Below are 16,953 nucleotides of genomic sequence, written 5' to 3'. Positions count from 1 at the left end.
GAAGTCAGACAATCTGTAAGGTGCCCTGACGGTGTTTACGCTGATACACAAACGAAGTCAGCACCATCGGAATAACAATCGCGATCGCCATAGCGGCGGCGTACACCTGCCAGTAGGTGGGCTGAATCGAGAGAATGCCCGGCAGGCCGCCGACGCCAATCCCGTTTGCCATCACGCCGTTCAGGCCGCACAGCAGACCGGCAAGCCCGGAGCCAATCATTGCGCAGAGCATCGGGAAGCGGTATTTCAGGTTGATGCCGTACATCGCCGGTTCCGTAACGCCCAGGTAGGCGGAAATGGCGGCGGGCACGGAGATTTCGCGTTCGTTATGTTTACGGCTGGAAATAATAATTCCTACCACGGCGGACGCCTGGGCGATGTTAGACAGCGCGATAAGCGGCCAGACTGGCGTGCCGTTCATGCTCTGGATCATCTGCATATCGATGGCGAGCGTTGTCTGGTGCACCCCGGTGATCACCAGCGGGGCGTACAGGAAGCCAAACAGGGCGGCGCCAATGGGGGCGAAGCTACCGGTCATCAGATGGCGCACCGCGAACGCGACGCCGTCGCCGATCATCCGACCAAACGGACCGATCAGCGCGTGGGCGAGGAAGACCGCGAGGATTAACGAACAAACCGGTACGATCACCAGGTACAGGTAGTCCGGCACGATGCGCTTCAGGCGCGTTTCAATAAAACCGAGCGTCAGACCTGCCAGCAGTGCCGGGATCACCTGCGCCTGGTAACCAACTTTAGCGATGCTGAACAGGCCAAAGTCCCAGACTTCCGGCAGTTGTTGCCCGAGGAGATACGCGTTCATTAGCTGCGGTGAAACCAGCGTGACGCCCAACACAATACCCAGGATCGGCGTGCCGCCCATTTTTTTGACCGCCGACCAGCAGATCCCGACCGGCAGGTAGAAGAAAATCGCTTCGCCAATCAGCCATAAAAAGTCATAGACGGTTTTCAGTGCCGGATACATCTGCGCCAGCGTCTGGCCGTTGCTCATCGGCACATCGCCAATCACGTTGCGAAAGCCAAGGATTAAGCCGCCGCTGATCAGCGCCGGCAGTAGCGGGAAGAAGATTTCGGCGAAATGGGAGATCAACTGCTCATGCCATTTCATATTCTGGCGCGCGGCTTTTTTCGCCTGCTCTTTGTCGGCGTGGGCCTGGCCGGTGGTGGCCAGCAGCGCCTTATAGTAATCACCGACATTGGTGCCAATCACTACCTGAAATTGTCCGGCGTTGGTGAAGCAGCCTTTAACCATCGGCAGTTGTTCGATCTCTTTCGGACGGGCAATGGCTGGTTGATTCAGTACAAAGCGCAGACGTGTCAGGCAGTGGCTCACCGTCGCGATGTTTTCCCGCCCGCCAACCAGCGCAATAAGCTGGTCGATATCCGTTTGTTTGATTTTACTCATCATGAAGCCTCATGGCGATGACTGTGAAAATGGGTGTTGCTGGACTGGCGACAGAATATATCCGCGATGAATATTTAAAAATGGGAACGTTCCCGAAACGCAGCGAAGATCACAAATTCGTGTACAGAAAGCGGTCAGTTGCGGATCAGGAAAGCATTGAAGGAATGACGATCTGGCGCAGTTCGCCGCGCCCGGTGATCTGATCGATCAGTTGGGAAGCCGCCTGGCGTCCGGCTTCGGCGTAGCCCGGATCGACGGTGACGATCTCGGGATGGAGGAATTTCATCAACGGCGTATTGCCAACGCTCGCCAGTTGCAGCGCGTCGATCCGCTGTTCCTGCAAATACTTGCTGGCCCCGAGGGCGAGGGTGTCAGTGGCGCAGACCAGCGCCGTGGTTTCTGGCGTGATCACGCTGGCGGCATGATCGTAACCTTGCTTCATTGCCAGACCCGGCAGCGCGGCGACGGGATGCAGCTTGCGCTGTTTGCAAAACGCCAGGTACGCCTCATGGCGGCGCTTACCGGTGGTGACGTCGCTGTGGGGGACGCCGAGAAAACTGATGTTGCGGTGACCCTGATCGTACAGGCGCTGCATCAACATTTTTATCGCCCCTTCGTCGTCATAACAGACGGAAGCAAAGCCCTGCGCGTCGCGCGCCAGCAGCACCAGCGAAGCCTGCCACGGCGCAATCATCGCGTCGGTAATGCCGGTAAAGCCAAATAACACGACGCCGTCAATATTGCGGCGCTTCAGCATGCCGAGGTGTTCTTCTACTTTCGCTGTGGAGAACTGGCTTTCCATCATGATGGGATCGTAGCCCTGTTCATAAAACACGGGCAGCATGGTCTGTACGGCAAGATTTTCGGACAGCGAGTCAAGGCGGGTGACCATAATGGCAACCACTTTGTCACTCTGACCGCGCATGGCGCGCGCAGAGCGGGAGGGGGAGAAACCGTGCTGATTCATTACCGCTTCCACGCGTTCGCGGGTGCGCTCGCTCACGCCGCTTTCGTTATTGAGTACGCGCGAAACCGTGGATTTTCCCACGCCGCTCAGACGGGCGATGTCTTTGATAGTCAGCCGATTTTGCATCCCGTTTTCCCATAGCAGGCATCAAGAAGAGGTAAAGAGGATAACTTTACGCATTTGAACCGCAATGAGCAAAGTCTGGTTTATCATTGGTTTAATCACAGGGTGTTATTATATCGCCATAATAGCCACAAAGAGTATGATCTGCGGCTTATAATCTGCGTCTTAAATTATTCACTTACCGGAGGCTTTATGGATCCCGATCCCACCCCTCTCCCGCGATGGAGAAACACTTTTTTCCGGTAAGCCTGCCTTTCGCTGTCTTACCGGCGACGTAAGACAGTGACGCGTTAACGTCCCTGTTAAGAAAATAAATTGCCTGTCAGGTAAGGCTTTGCCACGCCTGAACGCTTTTTCTGCGCCTTTCTGTTTTTGGCGCGGAGGGACTGCCTATGTTTAAAAATATCACTCGCCAGCTTTTTGCCCGGCTCAGCCGCCATTTGCCCGATCGCCTGGTGCATCGCGATCCGTTACCGAACGCGCAGACGCTTGCCAGTACGCCGATCCCGTCATCACTCAGCGAACACTGCCTGAAAGTGGCCGTCATGGATGACGCGACGTTGTGGAAAACTTTCGGCGCCCACCCGGAAGGGTTGACGCCGACGGAAGTGGATGCGGCGCGTGAAAAGCACGGCGACAATCAGTTACCCGCCCAGCAGCCATCGCCGTGGTGGGTACATCTGTGGGTCTGCTACCGCAATCCATTTAATATTCTGTTAACCATTCTGGGGGCCATCTCTTACGCCACGGAGGATCTGTTTGCGGCGGGAGTGATCGCGCTGATGGTGGCGATCTCCACGCTGCTGAATTTCGTTCAGGAAGCACGCTCGACCAAAGCGGCGGATGCGCTAAAAGCGATGGTCAGCAATACCGCGACGGTGTTGCGGGTGATCAATGAAAAAGGCGAGAACGGCTGGATCGACGTCCCGATTGATCAACTGGTACCTGGCGATATCGTAAAACTGGCGGCGGGAGACATGATCCCGGCTGATCTGCGGGTGCTTCAGGCGCGCGATCTGTTTGTCGCCCAGGCGTCGTTAACCGGCGAGTCGCTGCCGGTGGAAAAAGTGGCTAACACCCGCGAGCCGGCGCATAACAACCCGCTTGAGTGCGATACCCTGTGCTTTATGGGGACCAACGTCGTGAGCGGTACGGCGCAGGCCCTTGTGATTGCCACGGGAGCCAACACCTGGTTTGGGCAACTGGCAGGCCGCGTCAGCGAACAGGAAAGCGAACAGAACGCCTTTCAGAAAGGCATCAGCCGCGTCAGTATGTTGTTGATTCGCTTTATGCTGGTGATGGCGCCCATCGTGCTGGTGATCAACGGCTATACCAAAGGCGACTGGTGGGAAGCGGCGCTGTTCGCGCTCTCGGTGGCCGTCGGACTGACGCCGGAAATGCTGCCGATGATCGTCACTTCCACACTGGCGCGCGGCGCGGTGAAACTGTCGAAGCAAAAGGTGATTGTGAAGCATCTCGACGCCATTCAGAACTTTGGCGCGATGGATATTCTTTGCACCGACAAAACCGGTACGCTGACCCAGGACAAAATTGTTCTGGAAAACCACACTGACATTTCCGGCAAACCCAGCGATCGCGTTCTGCACGCGGCATGGCTGAACAGCCATTATCAGACGGGGTTGAAAAATCTGCTTGATACCGCCGTGCTGGAGGGCGTGGATGAAGCCTCCGCGCGCGAACTTGCGACCCGCTGGCAGAAAATTGATGAGATCCCGTTTGATTTCGAACGTCGCCGCATGTCGGTGGTGGTCGCTGAACATGCGGAGGTGCATCAGCTGGTGTGCAAAGGCGCGCTGCAGGAAATCCTCAACGTCAGCACGCATGTGCGCCATAACGGAGAAATCGTGCCGCTGGATGACAACATGCTGCGCCGCGTGAAGCGCGTCACCGATACCCTGAATCGTCAGGGGCTGCGCGTGGTGGCGGTGGCTACCCGCTATCTGCCTGCGCGAGAAGGCGATTACCAGCGTATCGACGAATCCGATCTGATCCTTGAAGGGTACATCGCCTTCCTCGATCCGCCGAAAGAGACGACGGCGCCTGCGTTAAAGGCGCTGAAGGCCAGCGGTATCACGGTGAAAATTCTGACCGGCGACAGCGAGTTGGTCGCGGCAAAAGTGTGCCATGACGTCGGACTGTACGCGGGTGAAGTGGTTGTTGGCAGCGATATCGAAAGCCTGAGCGACGACGAGCTGGCGACGCTGGCGCAGCGTACCACGCTGTTTGCCCGTCTGACGCCGATGCATAAAGAACGCATTGTCACACTGCTTAAGCGCGAAGGGCATGTCGTGGGCTTTATGGGCGACGGTATTAATGACGCTCCGGCGTTGCGTGCGGCGGATATCGGTATTTCCGTCGATGGCGCCGTGGACATTGCCCGGGAAGCCGCCGACATTATCCTGCTGGAAAAGAGCCTGATGGTGCTGGAAGAAGGGGTGATCGAAGGTCGTCGCACTTTCTCGAATATGCTGAAGTACATTAAGATGACCGCCAGCTCCAACTTCGGTAACGTCTTCAGCGTGCTGGTGGCGAGCGCCTTTTTACCGTTCCTGCCCATGCTGCCGCTACACTTACTGATTCAGAATCTGCTGTACGATGTATCGCAGGTGGCGATCCCGTTTGATAACGTGGACGATGAGCAGATCCAGAAGCCGCAGCGCTGGAATCCGACAGATCTGGGGCGTTTTATGATCTTCTTTGGTCCGATTAGCTCGATCTTCGACATTATCACGTTCTGCGTGATGTGGTGGGTCTTCCACGCGAACGTGCCGGAGGCGCAAACCTTGTTCCAGTCCGGCTGGTTTGTGGTGGGGCTACTGTCGCAAACGCTGATTGTGCATATGATTCGTACCCGCCGCGTGCCGTTCATTCAGAGTCGCGCCGCGTGGCCGCTGCTGTTGATGACGCTGGTGGTGATGATGGTGGGCATTGCGCTGCCGTTCTCGCCGCTGGCCGGGTATCTGCAATTGCAGGCGCTGCCGCTGAGCTACTTCCCGTGGCTGGTCGGTATTCTGGTAGGCTATATGACGTTAACGCAGTTGGTGAAAGGCTTCTATAGTCGCCGCTACGGTTGGCAGTAATGCGCAGTGGGTCGCTTATGAGCCGGTCGGGCAAAGCGAAACCGCCCTCCGGTGTCTGCGGTAAAAAGCCGGACGAGCATGACCCCGTCCGGCAGTCGGCTTAGTGCTTCAGCACCCACGCTTCTTTCCAGTGTGCGCCAACGCCTGGCTCAAACTGGTTAGCGCCTGGAGCGTACTGGACGCAGTAGCCGCTGTACGGGAAAGGCTTACATTCGTAGGTCTTACCGTCTTTCGGTTGCAGCACCACGGTACCGGCTTTGTAAGACGCGATACTGTCCGGGAAGGTAAAGTCGTGGTGACCGGCGTTGTCGGTCGCCGCGTCGCTTTCCAGCATCAGGTTCAACACGTCCTGAGCAAACAGCGTGCCGTCTTTGTTGGTCGCATAGTATTTCAGCATATGGTGACCAGCAGTCACGTCAGTCAGGGTCATGGTGACGTCCTGGTTGGCGTTGTTCATGTCCTGCTTCAGATAGCCTTTTTCCGCGCCGTGATGATTCATCACGTGGGCTTCAAAATTCACATCGCCGTGCGTATTCACGTGGAAAGTCACGGTGGCATTGCCGTGCGCAATCTTGCTGTACTGCAGATCGGTAACGGCGATGGTTTCGTTCACTTGCGCTTTTTGCTCTTCATAAGAGATAGCGACAGACTGCAGCGCGCTGCCTTCTCTTACGAACACGCTATTCGCGCCATGTACCGGGCCGATCTCACCCCCTTCGTCTTTCACGCCTACGCGCACATCGCTGTGGGTGCTGTTGATCAATTGCGCCATATCGAAGGCCCACTGGTTCGCATCGCCCTGAGCAGCGGAGGCAATGGTCATTTCAGTGCGCATTGAGGTTACTTCACCATTGGCGTCAAAGAAGCGGGCAATGACTTTATCGCCTGCGTTCAGGTTATTACCGGCAATCTGACCGCTGAGAGTTTTGCTCCATTCGGAAACCACGCCCGGAGTTTCATCCGGAGTCACGTTGCCGCTGTTACCGAAATCCACGTCAATGGCCTGATAGAAGCTATTTGTCGTATCTGCAATTTCCCACACGCCGTAAATAACCTGATAACCGGTACGTTCAGGAACATTACAGTTCATTGACTGCGTGACCGCCGGCGCCTGGCCATTTCCATTAATGGTACAGAACGGCGTTAAATCAAATTGATCGCGGGTCAGCGGCTTATTTGGATCCCAGTTTTGTTTGGTGATGTAATAACGCCAGTTCGTGGTTTTATGCGGCGCAGTATGGTGCCATACAAACTGGTGTGGACCTGCTGTCATTGGGCTTTTGGTCCAGGCGTTCAGGCTCTGGCGATCCAGTTGAGAATACTGAGAAATACCGGCGCTGGCGAGCTGTCCGTCTGGCGGCATCGCGCCAGTCGGGAAGCCGGAGGTTTTTTCTACGCTCTGCGGTTCGTATTGAACGGAACCACAATCGACGTTTTGTCCCAGCTTGCACATATATGCGCGGCTGGCAGGGGATTCAATATAACCGTGTGCTAACGCTGAAGAAGCAACGGTCAATGTTGCTACCGCCAGCGCGATTTTGGAAAGTTTCATTATTAGTCCATTAGTGTATTAAAACAACGAGTGCGGCAGGAAGTGTATTAATGGACCGACGGTGATGTCATGAAATAGCGAGGATAAAAAAGGTCAAAATAAAAACCTATTTTATTTTTAAAAACATAAGGCAGCGTGTGCTGCCTTAAAAAGAGATAACCGGAATAGTTAGCGACGAACGGCAATCGCTTCGATTTCGATTTTTACGTCTTTCGGCAGACGCGCCACTTCCACGCAGGAGCGCGCCGGGAAGGTGGCGTTGTGCTCGGTGAAGAACGCTTCGTAGGTGGCGTTCACGGTCGCGAAGTCGTTCAGATCTTTGACAAACACGGTGGTTTTCACGATGTCGCCCACTTTCAGGCCAGCCGCTTCGACGATGGCTTTAACGTTTTCCAGCGACTGACGCGCCTGAGCGGACACGTCTTCCGGTACGCTGCCGGTTTTTGGATCAACCGGGATCTGACCGGAAGTGATGATCATGCTGCCCAGATCTACGCCCTGAACATAAGGACCGATAGCCGCAGGTGCATTTTCCGTCGCGATAGTTTTGCTCATGATTTCTCCTGAATACAGCGGTAAAAGAAAGTTCCCGACAATTATAAGGAGCCGGGAATTTATAACCAACCCCAATTAGTTGGCCAGCACCACATAATGAGAAAACTCTTTTTCGCAGTATTTGCATTTGAGCGCAATGTCATCCGCGCGCTTTTTCACTGCAAAGCTGGAGGAAACCGGCTCCGCATGGCTGATGCAGTTGCTGTTCGGGCAAACCAGAACGCTTTCAATGCGATCCGGCAGGCTTGGACGCGATTTTCCTACTACCTCGTAATTGTCGATCCGGTTCACGGTGGCCTGCGGCGCATACAGTGACAGCTGGTTAACCTGCTCAGCGGTCAGGAAGGTGTTCTCAATTTTGATCAGATCTTTGCGGCCCATTTCGCCGGAAGGGAGGTTGAGGCCGATGGTGATGCGCTGGTCGGTTTCGGTCAGCTTGAACAGGGTCAGCAGCTTAAAGCCTACCTGGGCGGGAATATGATCGATCACGGTGCCGCATTTGATCGCTTCAACCTGTAATTTATTGTCGTGTGTCATCGTTTATTCTCCCTTACAGTGCCAGATCGCGGGTCAGAACCAATGCCAGTAACGCCTGGCGGGCAAAAATACCGTTACCCGCCTGCTGGAAGTACCAGGCGTGCGGGGTTTTATCGACGTCGGTGGCGATTTCATCAATGCGCGGCAGCGGATGCAGCACCTTCATGTTTTCACGCGCGCCCGCCAGATCGCTGGCGCGCAGAACAAACTGCGCTTTCACGTTGGCGTATTCCGACGGGTCGAGACGCTCTTTCTGTACGCGGGTCATGTACAGAATGTCCACCTCCGCCATGACTTCCTCAATCGAGGCGTGCAGGCTCCAGGCGATGCCCTTTTCGTCGAGCATATCGAGAATGTACTGCGGCATCGCCAGCGCGTCCGGGGCGATAAAGTAGAAACGGTTGCCGTCGAACTTCGCCAGCGCCTGGGTCAGCGAGTGGACGGTACGGCCATATTTCAGGTCGCCGACCATCGCGACGTGTAGGTTATCCAGACGACCCTGGGTTTCCTGGATGGTAAACAGATCCAGCAGCGTTTGGGTCGGATGTTGGTTTGAACCGTCGCCAGCGTTCAGTACCGGCACCTGGCCGGAAAACTCGGTCGCCAGACGCGCGGCGCCTTCCTGCGGATGGCGCATCACGATAGCGTCCACATAGGTGCTGATCACCGAAATGGTGTCTGCCAGCGTCTCGCCTTTTTTACCCAGCGACGTGTTCGCGCTGTCGGAAAAGCCCACCACACTTGCGCCCAGGCGGTGCATCGACGTTTCAAACGACAGGCGGGTACGCGTGGAAGCCTCGAAGAAACAGCTGGCAATGACCTTATGCTTTAGCAGCTCCGGCTGTGGATTCGCTTTTAATTTTGCTGCCGTCGCCAGCACCAGATTGAGGTCATCGCGGCTGAGGTCGTTTATGGAAATGATGTGTTTTTGATACAGCGGATTAGCCATGTTTATCTCCTGACGCCTGGGCAAAAAAAAGCCCCTCAATTGAGGGGCTGTGAATAGGTGAGCAACGGAAAGAAAAACGGCAGGCCAGCGTCTGTTTTCAGACGCGGTAAGACAGAATGTCGTACACACTGAACCATGCTTCCTCCCGGCAAATTGTCCGCGATTATACTCAGCTCCGTTTACGGATCAAGCAAAAAAATGCTCATTTTATTCAAAGCAAACGGTTTTAATGAATACTAATTCATCTTGAGTAAGTAATTAATCTGCTTGTGGACAAGGCCGGTGCGCTGCACGACCCGGGGGGCCACCCAGACAATACTGCTGCCAGCGATAACCCCGAGGATCTCCGGCAGGGCGTGGTAATCGAGGATTCTGGCGACCGCGCGGCCATATCCGGCAACGGTATGGATAAGGATAAATTCGCTGTTGTGCTCCACGCTGACCACCATTTCAGCAATCGAACGGGCGGCATCCGGCGCAGGGCGCAGTTGCGGATTCACGGAATAAATTTTTTGACCCTTTGTATTTCGTATTTTTATGACGCCAAGCATTTTCAGCAGGCGCGACACCGTCGACTGACTGATGCTTTCAAACCCATGGTCCTGCAGGTCGCGGCGTATCTCCTCCTGCGACAGGTAACTTTTTTCGGTAATCAGGCGCTGACAGACCGCCAGTTGCTGCTGCTCTTTGGCGGAGTAATCATCGTAATCCTTCATAAATGCACCTTATCTTTATTATTCGAACGCTACAGCATGGCGCCCACGCTCAGTACGGCCATGTTGAGCACCGTCAGGATCAGCAACAGCGGCGCAACCCATTTCAGATACCGCACGTAGGGAACGCGGGCGATCGCCAGGCCGCCCATCACCACTGCCGAGGTCGGGGTGATCAGGTTGACGATCCCCGACGCCGACTGGTACGCCGTAACAACCAGATCCCGCTGCACATGGGCAAAATCGGCCAGCGGAGCCATGATCGGCATCGTCAGTACCGCCAGTCCGGATGATGAAGGGACCAGGAAGGAGAGCAGAACTTCCAGCCAGTAGGTGACGTTGATGAAAATCGTGGTGGATAGACCGGAGACCAGATTCTCGGCGCTGTGCAAAATGGTATGAGTAATCATGCCGTTATCCATGACGACCACAATGCCGCGCGCGATGCCGATAATCAACGCCACGCCGAGCAGATCGCGCGCGCCGTCGATAAAGGTGCTGGTAAACGCTTCTTCTCCCATGCGGGCGATTACGCCCACCACGATCGCCGCCGCCAGAAAGACGCCAGAGATTTCGGCCATCCACCAGCCGCGAACCGCCACGCCGTAGATCATAATGGCGAAAGAGGCGGCGAAGATCAGCAGAATCCATTTGCGGGTGGCGGTGAAGGCCAGCAGGGTATCGGAACGGTTGCCGAGGAAGTGGGCGCGGTTTTCCGCCATTTTATCCGCCACGATCGACAGTTCAGGGTTGCTGCGTACCTTACGCGCGTAACGCATAACCCAGACCACGCAGATGAGATAGCCGACGAGCAGCAGAATGACGCGCAGCAGCATTCCCTGGGTGAACGGGATCCCGGCGGCGTTGGCGGCAATGACCGTGGCGAACGGGTTAATGGTCGAGCCCAACGTGCCGATGCCTGCGCCGAGCAACACGGTAGCGGCGGCAACCAGCGGATCAAAACGCGCCGCCATCATCACCGGTACCAGCAGCGTGTAGAAAGGGAGCGACTCTTCCGCCATCCCGTAAATCGTGCCTCCCGCGGCAAACAGCGCCATCAGGATGGGGATCATCCATTCCTCTTTGCCGTTAAGTCTGACCGTCACCCGCTCAATGCCCGCGTCGATAGCGCCGGTTTTGTTCACCACGCCGAGGAAGCCGCCGATGATCAGAACAAACAGCGCCACGTCAATTGCGCCTGCGGTGTAGGTTTCGTGATTGTACAAACCGTCAATGGGCGCCAGCAGCACAGCGGTAATGCCCTGCGGATGCGCCTCGGTGGGAGCATAGGTTCCCGCCACCGGAACCTCTTTGCCAAGCGTGGCGTTCATCGCCATCTGGTATTTGCCCGCCGGGACAATCCAGGTCATGACGGCGACCAGCGCGATAAGAATAAACAGGATGGTGTACGCGGTGGGAAATTTGAATTTACCCATGATTTTCTCTCCGGATATCACGGGCAGCCGCCGTCGTAGCGACCGCTGCCCGCAAGGGTTAGTCGCCGAGGGTCGCTACCATCACCGCTTTGATGGTGTGCATGCGGTTTTCCGCTTCGTCGAACACGATGGCGTGGTCGGACTCAAACACCTCGTCGGTCACTTCCAGCCCCTTCAGACCGTAAGCCGCTTCGATTTCGCGTCCTACTTTGGTGTGCTCGTTATGAAAGGCGGGCAGGCAGTGCATGAACTTGACGTTTGGGTTGCCGGTCGCGTTAATCACCTGCTGATTCACCTGGTAAGGGGTCATCAGACTGACGCGTTCCGCCCACGCTTCTTTTGGTTCGCCCATTGACACCCAGACGTCGGTATAGAGGAAATCGACGTCATAGACGCCTGCTTCCACATCCTCTGTCAGGGTGATGCGCGCGCCAGTGGTGCTGGCGATAGCGCGGCATTCGGCGACCAGCGCCTCGTCGGGCCAGAATGATTTCGGCGCCACCAGCCGGATGTCCATACCCATTTTCGCCGCGCCGACCATCAGCGAATTGCCCATGTTGTTGCGCGCATCGCCCAGATAGGCAAAGCGCAGTTCCGGCAGCGTTTTTCCTGGCGCATGCTCCAGCATGGTCATCAGATCCGCGAGGATCTGTGTGGGATGAAACGCGTCGGTCAGGCCGTTCCATACCGGTACACCGGCGTATTGCCCTAACTCCTCGACGATTTGCTGACCGAAGCCGCGATATTCAATGCCGTCATACATCCGTCCCAGTACCCGGGCGGTGTCTTTCATCGACTCTTTATGACCAATTTGCGATCCGCTCGGACCGAGATAGGTCACCTGCGCGCCCTGGTCGAAGGCTGCAACCTCAAAGGCACAGCGGGTGCGGGTGGAGGTTTTTTCAAAAATCAGCGCGATGTTTTTACCGCTCAGTTTTTGCACCTCACGCCCGGCTTTTTTGGCCGCTTTCAGTTCGATTGCCAGATCGATCAGCGACTGAATTTCCGCCGGAGTAAAGTCCAGAAGTTTCAGAAAATTACGTTTTTTCAGTGAAATAGCCATGTATCTGTCCTTAAATCATGTAGGCCTGACAAGCGCCGCGCCGTCAGACGATGTCAGCGTTTCGTTGCCGGATGACGGCGTTGCGTTATCCGGTCGACAAAGAGATGAATGAAATAAAAGGGATTACGCGTCGGCAGTTTCGCGTCGGATTAACGTGCCTTTATCGCCAGCGAGGATCGCCGGGCCATCGGTCAGCGAACCAATCCCGGCAATGCCATGGCAGCGGCTGACAAACTCTGCGCAGGCGGTGACTTTCGGCCCCATCGACCCCGCGTCAAACTGCATCTCGCTAAGCAATTCCGGAGTCACCTGCGCCAGCGGACGCTGCGTGGGTTTACCCCAGTCGAGATACACGGCGTCGGCGTCGGTCAGGATCAGCAGCGCGTCGGCGCAGATCTGGCTGGCGAGCAGGGCGGCGGAGAGATCTTTGTCGATCACCGCTTCAATGCCGTGGTAACCGTCCACTTTTTCAATGACCGGCACGCCGCCGCCACCGTTGCAGATCACCAGATGATCGCGGGCAATCAGCGCCTGAATCGCATCGCTTTCCACAATGCGTCTGGGCTGTGGTGAAGGCACCACGCGGCGGAATGCGTTGCCGTCGGCTTTGAATACCCAGCCTTTTTCCGCCTCCAGCGCATCAGCCTGCGCCGCGTCATACACCGGACCGATGTATTTAGTCGGGTTGCGAAACGCCGGATCGTGCTCGTCCACTTCCACCTGGGTCAGCAGGACGCTGATTTCCCGCTGTGGTAACTGATTTTTCAGCGCCTGTTGCAGCATGTAGCCGATCATCCCCTGGCTTTCGGCGCCGAGGATGTCGAGAGGATAGGGGGTAACGCGGTCATAGGCGCTGTTCTGTAACGCCAGCAGACCAACCTGCGGGCCGTTGCCATGCACCAGCACCACCCGCCACTGCCGGGTGAGCTGCGCGATGGTGCTGGCCGCCAGTTCGATGTTTTTGCGCTGAATATCCGCTTCCAGCGGTTCGCCGCGCTTAAGCAGCGCGTTGCCGCCCAGCGCGACAACCAGAGTCGGTTTCTGTGTCATGGTCGATTCCTTAAATGCCGTCGCGTTCCAGTGGGCAGCTCATGCAGCGTGCGCCGCCGCGCCCGCGTCCCAGTTCGTCGCCGGGGATTGGCAGTACGGTGATCCCCGCTTTGTCGTATTTCTCGTTGGTCCAGATATTGCGCTCGTAGCCCACCACAACGCCGGGGCGCAGGGTGAGGACGTTATTGGCGTCGTTCCACTGTTCGCGCTCGGCCTCAAAGGCGTCGCCGCCGGTGGTGATTAAGCGGACCTGATCGATGCCGAGCGCTTTTTCAATGGCGTTCAGCAGCGTGCGCTCCTCGGTACGCTTCAGCCCGCCGCGCCCGTCCGGGGTCAGGGTCCAGCACTTGACGTCCTGACGCACCACTTCCGGGTACACGGAAAACGTGTCGATATCGATATGGGTCATCACCGTGTCGAGATGCATACAGGAGCGGTGTTTGGGCAACTCAACGGCAATCACCCGTTCGGCCTGACGATGGGTAAACAGCGCCTGAGCCAGAAATTCAATGCCCTGCGGCGTGGTACGTTCGGACATACCGATTAATACCGCGCCGCGTCCAATCACCAGTACATCTCCGCCTTCAAGCGTCGCGTGGTCGTAATTAATGTTTTCGTCGCCGAAATATTTAATAAATTCGCCGTCGGCAAATTGTGGGTGCCAGCGATATATCGCACGCAAATTATTGGTTTCACGCTGACGGGCGGGTTTCGCCATCGGATTAATCGAAACGCCGTTATATATCCAGCATGAAGTGTCGCGAGTAAATAAGTGGTTAGGTAGTGGCTTCATAATAAAGTCATTAATATCGTGAGTATCCACCACGATATTTTTAATGGATGCCGGAATTTCACCGTACGTAAGTCCGCCGCTTAAATGCCGCGCCAGTTCCCGGTGCGGCATATCCGCCAGCCACGCGCGAATGTCGGCGGCAAAGGTTGGGCCGAGTCGGTAATCGGAAATTTGCGTCTCCAGTAGCCAGCGCCTGGCGTCAGCGATATCCAGGGTTTGTGTTAATAAATCAGTCAGTAACAACACTTCGATGCCCTGTTGACGCAGGGTGTTGGCAAAAATGTCATGCTCCTCACCCGCACGTTCAACCGACAGCACGTCATCAAATAACAGCGCCTGACAGTTAGATGGCGTGAGGCGTTTCAGGCTGAGATTTGGGCGATGCAGCATTACGCTGCGCAGTTGACCGATTTCAGAACCGACATAATGTTTTTCCATTACGATACCTTCCACTCTGTTTCAGGAATAAAAAGGTGATGGCTGCAAATAATCAGGCTATTCGCAGTCAGGACAGTGCAGATAATTTTCGTAAAGCATCATTAAATTAATTTCAGAGGGGTTGTGTGATGGGATTCACATCAGTGGGGATATGTGTATTTTCTTAATTAATATATGACGGGGGTCTGAGAAATAACAAAAACAATAAGATCTAAATTGAATTACTACGCAATTATGCGGCGGCTTATGCGGCAGTGTTAATTATTTGTTGGGGGCGATATATAAATTATCTCCGCTAACCGATTGATTTGTAAGGGATGCTAACAATTTACTGCATAAGTATGCGTAATGCTAATTATATTATTTAGGACTAAAATTAAACTATGCGATAATTATGAGAATGTTGCTCGTTAATGCAGGGAAAATGAAGTGTGATCGGCTGCTGATTTTTCCTGTAAAGAATTTAATAACAGCAGGTTAGGCAGCGTTAAGAAAACGCTGGTTTACCAGTTATGCAGAAAAAGCGCATAAATTACAATTAGCTGTTAACAGTCCATCAACAAGTCCGCCGATAAACATGCGCTGACGCAAAACTTCGTCAGACGGGGGTGGTGCTCCGCTAAAAATTCTCGTATAACAATTTAAAATGAAACGCTGTTTTAATTGTGAGGTATGAGATGATCGTCGGCAATATTCACCATCTGCAATCCTGGCTTCCTCAGGAGTTGCGCGAAGCCATTGAGCACATAAAAGCCCATGTCTCTGAAACAACAGAAAAGGGTAAGCACGATATTGACGGTAACCGACTGTTTTACTTGATATCGGAAGACATGACCGAGCCGTTTGAAAAGCGTCGGGCTGAGTATCATGCGCGCTATCTGGATATCCAGATCGTTTTAAAAGGGCAGGAAGGGATGACCTTCAGCACGTTGCCAGCCGGAACGCCGGAAACGGACTGGCTGGCGGAAAAAGATATCGCCTTCTTACCGGAAGGTGAGCAGGAAAAGACAGTGATCCTCAATGAAGGCGACTTTGTCGTCTTTTATCCAGGAGAAGTCCACAAGCCGCTGTGCGCCGTCGGCGCACCGGCGCAGGTGCGTAAAGCGGTGGTTAAGCTGCTGGTAGCGTAATACGCCAGGGCCGGGCGGCGATTGCACGCCCGGTCTCCGGCAACGGATTATTGCGATAACGTCGCGACCATTACCGCTTTGATGGTGTGCATCCGGTTTTCGGCCTGATCGAACACAATGCTGGCCGGAGACTCAAACACCTCGTCGGTCACTTCCATGCCGCCATGCAGCCCGTACTCTGCGGCCATTTTCTTGCCCAGCGTGGTCTGGTCGTCGTGGAATGCGGGCAGGCAGTGCAGAAACTTCACCTGCGGATTGCCCGTAAGCGCCATCATCTGGCTGTTGACCTGATAGCCGCGCAACAGCGAGATACGCTCCGCCCACTTTTCTTTTGGTTCGCCCATCGATACCCAGACGTCGGTATAGATAAAGTCCGCGCCCTTGACGCCTGCGGCAACGTCTGCGGTAAGAGTGATATTCCCGCCGTTTTTCTTCGCCATCGCCTGGCATTCTGCCACCAGCGCAGCCTCCGGCCAGCAGGACTCAGGCGCGACCAGACGCAGATCCAGCCCGGTTAAGGCGGCGGCTTCAAGCATCGAGTTGCCCATGTTGTTGCGCGCATCGCCCGCATACGCCAGCGTCATTTCGTTAAACGCTTTGCCCGGCAGATGCTCCTGCATGGTCAGCAGGTCAGCCAGCAATTGGGTCGGGTGAAATTCATCGGTCAGGCCATTCCACACCGGAACGCCAGCGTAGGCCGCCAGCGTTTCGACCAGTTCCTGGCCGTAGCCGCGGTACTGAATGCCGTCATACATTCGCCCGAGCACGCGGGCGGTGTCTTTCATCGACTCTTTGTGGCCAATTTGACTGCCGCTGGGGCCGAGATAGGTCACGCGCGCGCCCTGGTCATATGCGGCAACTTCGAAAGAGCATCGTGTACGGGTCGAGTCTTTTTCGAAGATGAGCGCGATATTTTTGCCCGTCAGTTTCTGTTCTTCTGTGCCGTTTTTCCTGGCAGCTTTCAGGGAGGCTGCGAGTTGCAGCAGCGCGGTAAGTTCAGCAGAGGTAAAATCGAGTAACTTCAAAAAATGCTTCTGATAAAAACCTGACATAGATCCCTCCTGAGGCATAAGCCACTTATTGAATTAAAATTCAATTTATATGGATGATTATGCAATTGCAA

Annotated in this window: 16 protein-coding genes; 3 read left to right on the top strand and 13 right to left on the bottom strand. The window is 55.2% G+C overall.

Annotation, left to right across the window (positions count from 1 at the left end; genetic code table 11):
- Window positions 1-4: 4 nt before the first annotated feature.
- Together treB and treR are read right to left on the bottom strand one after the other, a co-directional pair.
- Window positions 5-1,423, bottom strand: coding sequence for a PTS trehalose transporter subunit IIBC (gene treB, locus CSE01S_RS13645; protein ID WP_042289756.1), 1,419 nt, complete (start codon window positions 1,421-1,423; stop codon window positions 5-7).
- A gap of 145 nt (window positions 1,424-1,568) precedes the next feature.
- Entirely contained in the window at window positions 1,569-2,516 is a 948-nt protein-coding gene (gene treR, locus CSE01S_RS13640; protein ID WP_042289426.1) for a trehalose operon repressor TreR, read from the bottom strand.
- A gap of 189 nt (window positions 2,517-2,705) precedes the next feature.
- Between treR and mgtL the strand changes: the two genes are divergently transcribed.
- Window positions 2,706-2,759, top strand: a complete 54-nt coding sequence (mgtL, locus tag CSE01S_RS23535; protein ID WP_350396681.1) for a mgtA regulatory leader peptide MgtL — start codon at window positions 2,706-2,708, stop codon at window positions 2,757-2,759.
- Between the two features lie 146 nt (window positions 2,760-2,905).
- Window positions 2,906-5,614, top strand: a complete 2,709-nt coding sequence (mgtA, locus tag CSE01S_RS13635) for a magnesium-translocating P-type ATPase (RefSeq protein ID WP_042289424.1) — start codon at window positions 2,906-2,908, stop codon at window positions 5,612-5,614.
- 100 nt (window positions 5,615-5,714) lie between these two features.
- Here mgtA and gbpA read toward each other — a convergent pair whose 3' ends face one another.
- The 10 genes from gbpA to arcA all read right to left on the bottom strand — a co-directional run bounded on the left by gbpA (window position 5,715) and on the right by arcA (window position 14,700).
- A complete protein-coding gene (gbpA, locus tag CSE01S_RS13630; RefSeq protein WP_042289422.1) occupies window positions 5,715-7,166 on the bottom strand; it encodes an N-acetylglucosamine-binding protein GbpA in 1,452 nt (483 codons plus the stop codon).
- A 168-nt stretch (window positions 7,167-7,334) separates the two neighbouring features.
- A complete protein-coding gene (gene ridA / locus CSE01S_RS13625) occupies window positions 7,335-7,721 on the bottom strand; it encodes a 2-iminobutanoate/2-iminopropanoate deaminase (RefSeq protein WP_000047541.1) in 387 nt (128 codons plus the stop codon).
- Window positions 7,722-7,796: 75 nt separating this feature from the next.
- Window positions 7,797-8,258: an aspartate carbamoyltransferase regulatory subunit gene (pyrI, locus tag CSE01S_RS13620; RefSeq protein WP_012907399.1), complete on the bottom strand. Its 462-nt coding sequence runs from the start codon at window positions 8,256-8,258 to the stop codon at window positions 7,797-7,799.
- A gap of 13 nt (window positions 8,259-8,271) precedes the next feature.
- Window positions 8,272-9,207, bottom strand: a complete 936-nt coding sequence (gene pyrB, locus CSE01S_RS13615) for an aspartate carbamoyltransferase (protein WP_042289420.1) — start codon at window positions 9,205-9,207, stop codon at window positions 8,272-8,274.
- A 35-nt stretch (window positions 9,208-9,242) separates the two neighbouring features.
- Entirely contained in the window at window positions 9,243-9,344 is a 102-nt protein-coding gene (gene pyrL, locus CSE01S_RS13610; RefSeq protein WP_042289418.1) for a pyr operon leader peptide, read from the bottom strand.
- 99 nt (window positions 9,345-9,443) lie between these two features.
- Window positions 9,444-9,923 carry an arginine repressor gene (locus CSE01S_RS13605; protein ID WP_042289416.1) on the bottom strand — a complete coding sequence of 160 codons (480 nt, stop codon included), beginning with the start codon at window positions 9,921-9,923 and terminating at the stop codon, window positions 9,444-9,446.
- A 29-nt stretch (window positions 9,924-9,952) separates the two neighbouring features.
- A complete protein-coding gene (locus tag CSE01S_RS13600) occupies window positions 9,953-11,356 on the bottom strand; it encodes a YfcC family protein (protein WP_042289414.1) in 1,404 nt (467 codons plus the stop codon).
- A gap of 58 nt (window positions 11,357-11,414) precedes the next feature.
- Window positions 11,415-12,419, bottom strand: a complete 1,005-nt coding sequence (argF, locus tag CSE01S_RS13595) for an ornithine carbamoyltransferase (RefSeq protein WP_042289411.1) — start codon at window positions 12,417-12,419, stop codon at window positions 11,415-11,417.
- A 123-nt stretch (window positions 12,420-12,542) separates the two neighbouring features.
- A complete protein-coding gene (gene arcC / locus CSE01S_RS13590; RefSeq protein WP_042289408.1) occupies window positions 12,543-13,469 on the bottom strand; it encodes a carbamate kinase in 927 nt (308 codons plus the stop codon).
- A gap of 10 nt (window positions 13,470-13,479) precedes the next feature.
- The gene (arcA, locus tag CSE01S_RS13585) at window positions 13,480-14,700 is read right to left on the bottom strand and encodes an arginine deiminase (protein WP_042289406.1); all 1,221 of its coding nucleotides are present in this window, start codon (window positions 14,698-14,700) and stop codon (window positions 13,480-13,482) included.
- Window positions 14,701-15,377: 677 nt separating this feature from the next.
- Between arcA and CSE01S_RS13580 the strand changes: the two genes are divergently transcribed.
- The gene (locus CSE01S_RS13580; protein WP_042289403.1) at window positions 15,378-15,830 is read left to right on the top strand and encodes a YhcH/YjgK/YiaL family protein; all 453 of its coding nucleotides are present in this window, start codon (window positions 15,378-15,380) and stop codon (window positions 15,828-15,830) included.
- A 47-nt stretch (window positions 15,831-15,877) separates the two neighbouring features.
- Here the strand turns inward: CSE01S_RS13580 and argF (CSE01S_RS13575) are convergent, their stop codons facing one another.
- Window positions 15,878-16,882 carry an ornithine carbamoyltransferase gene (argF, locus tag CSE01S_RS13575; RefSeq protein ID WP_042289398.1) on the bottom strand — a complete coding sequence of 335 codons (1,005 nt, stop codon included), beginning with the start codon at window positions 16,880-16,882 and terminating at the stop codon, window positions 15,878-15,880.
- Window positions 16,883-16,953 lie beyond the last annotated feature (71 nt).

Origin of the sequence: Citrobacter sedlakii NBRC 105722 (genome assembly GCF_000759835.1) — a bacterium.
Lineage (GTDB): Bacteria > Pseudomonadota > Gammaproteobacteria > Enterobacterales > Enterobacteriaceae > Citrobacter_A > Citrobacter_A sedlakii.
This window is presented reverse-complemented; position numbering and strand designations above follow the sequence as displayed.

Coding starts and splice junctions, on each gene's coding strand:
- treB (WP_042289756.1), bottom strand. CDS start 1,423: ATGAGTAAAATCAAACAAACGGATATCGACCAGCTTATTGCGCTGGTT.
- treR (WP_042289426.1), bottom strand. CDS start 2,516: ATGCAAAATCGGCTGACTATCAAAGACATCGCCCGTCTGAGCGGCGTG.
- mgtA (WP_042289424.1), top strand. CDS start 2,906: ATGTTTAAAAATATCACTCGCCAGCTTTTTGCCCGGCTCAGCCGCCAT.
- gbpA (WP_042289422.1), bottom strand. CDS start 7,166: ATGAAACTTTCCAAAATCGCGCTGGCGGTAGCAACATTGACCGTTGCT.
- ridA (WP_000047541.1), bottom strand. CDS start 7,721: ATGAGCAAAACTATCGCGACGGAAAATGCACCTGCGGCTATCGGTCCT.
- pyrI (WP_012907399.1), bottom strand. CDS start 8,258: ATGACACACGACAATAAATTACAGGTTGAAGCGATCAAATGCGGCACC.
- pyrB (WP_042289420.1), bottom strand. CDS start 9,207: ATGGCTAATCCGCTGTATCAAAAACACATCATTTCCATAAACGACCTC.
- pyrL (WP_042289418.1), bottom strand. CDS start 9,344: ATGGTTCAGTGTGTACGACATTCTGTCTTACCGCGTCTGAAAACAGAC.
- CSE01S_RS13605 (WP_042289416.1), bottom strand. CDS start 9,923: ATGAAGGATTACGATGATTACTCCGCCAAAGAGCAGCAGCAACTGGCG.
- CSE01S_RS13600 (WP_042289414.1), bottom strand. CDS start 11,356: ATGGGTAAATTCAAATTTCCCACCGCGTACACCATCCTGTTTATTCTT.
- argF (WP_042289411.1), bottom strand. CDS start 12,419: ATGGCTATTTCACTGAAAAAACGTAATTTTCTGAAACTTCTGGACTTT.
- arcC (WP_042289408.1), bottom strand. CDS start 13,469: ATGACACAGAAACCGACTCTGGTTGTCGCGCTGGGCGGCAACGCGCTG.
- arcA (WP_042289406.1), bottom strand. CDS start 14,700: ATGGAAAAACATTATGTCGGTTCTGAAATCGGTCAACTGCGCAGCGTA.
- CSE01S_RS13580 (WP_042289403.1), top strand. CDS start 15,378: ATGATCGTCGGCAATATTCACCATCTGCAATCCTGGCTTCCTCAGGAG.
- argF (WP_042289398.1), bottom strand. CDS start 16,882: ATGTCAGGTTTTTATCAGAAGCATTTTTTGAAGTTACTCGATTTTACC.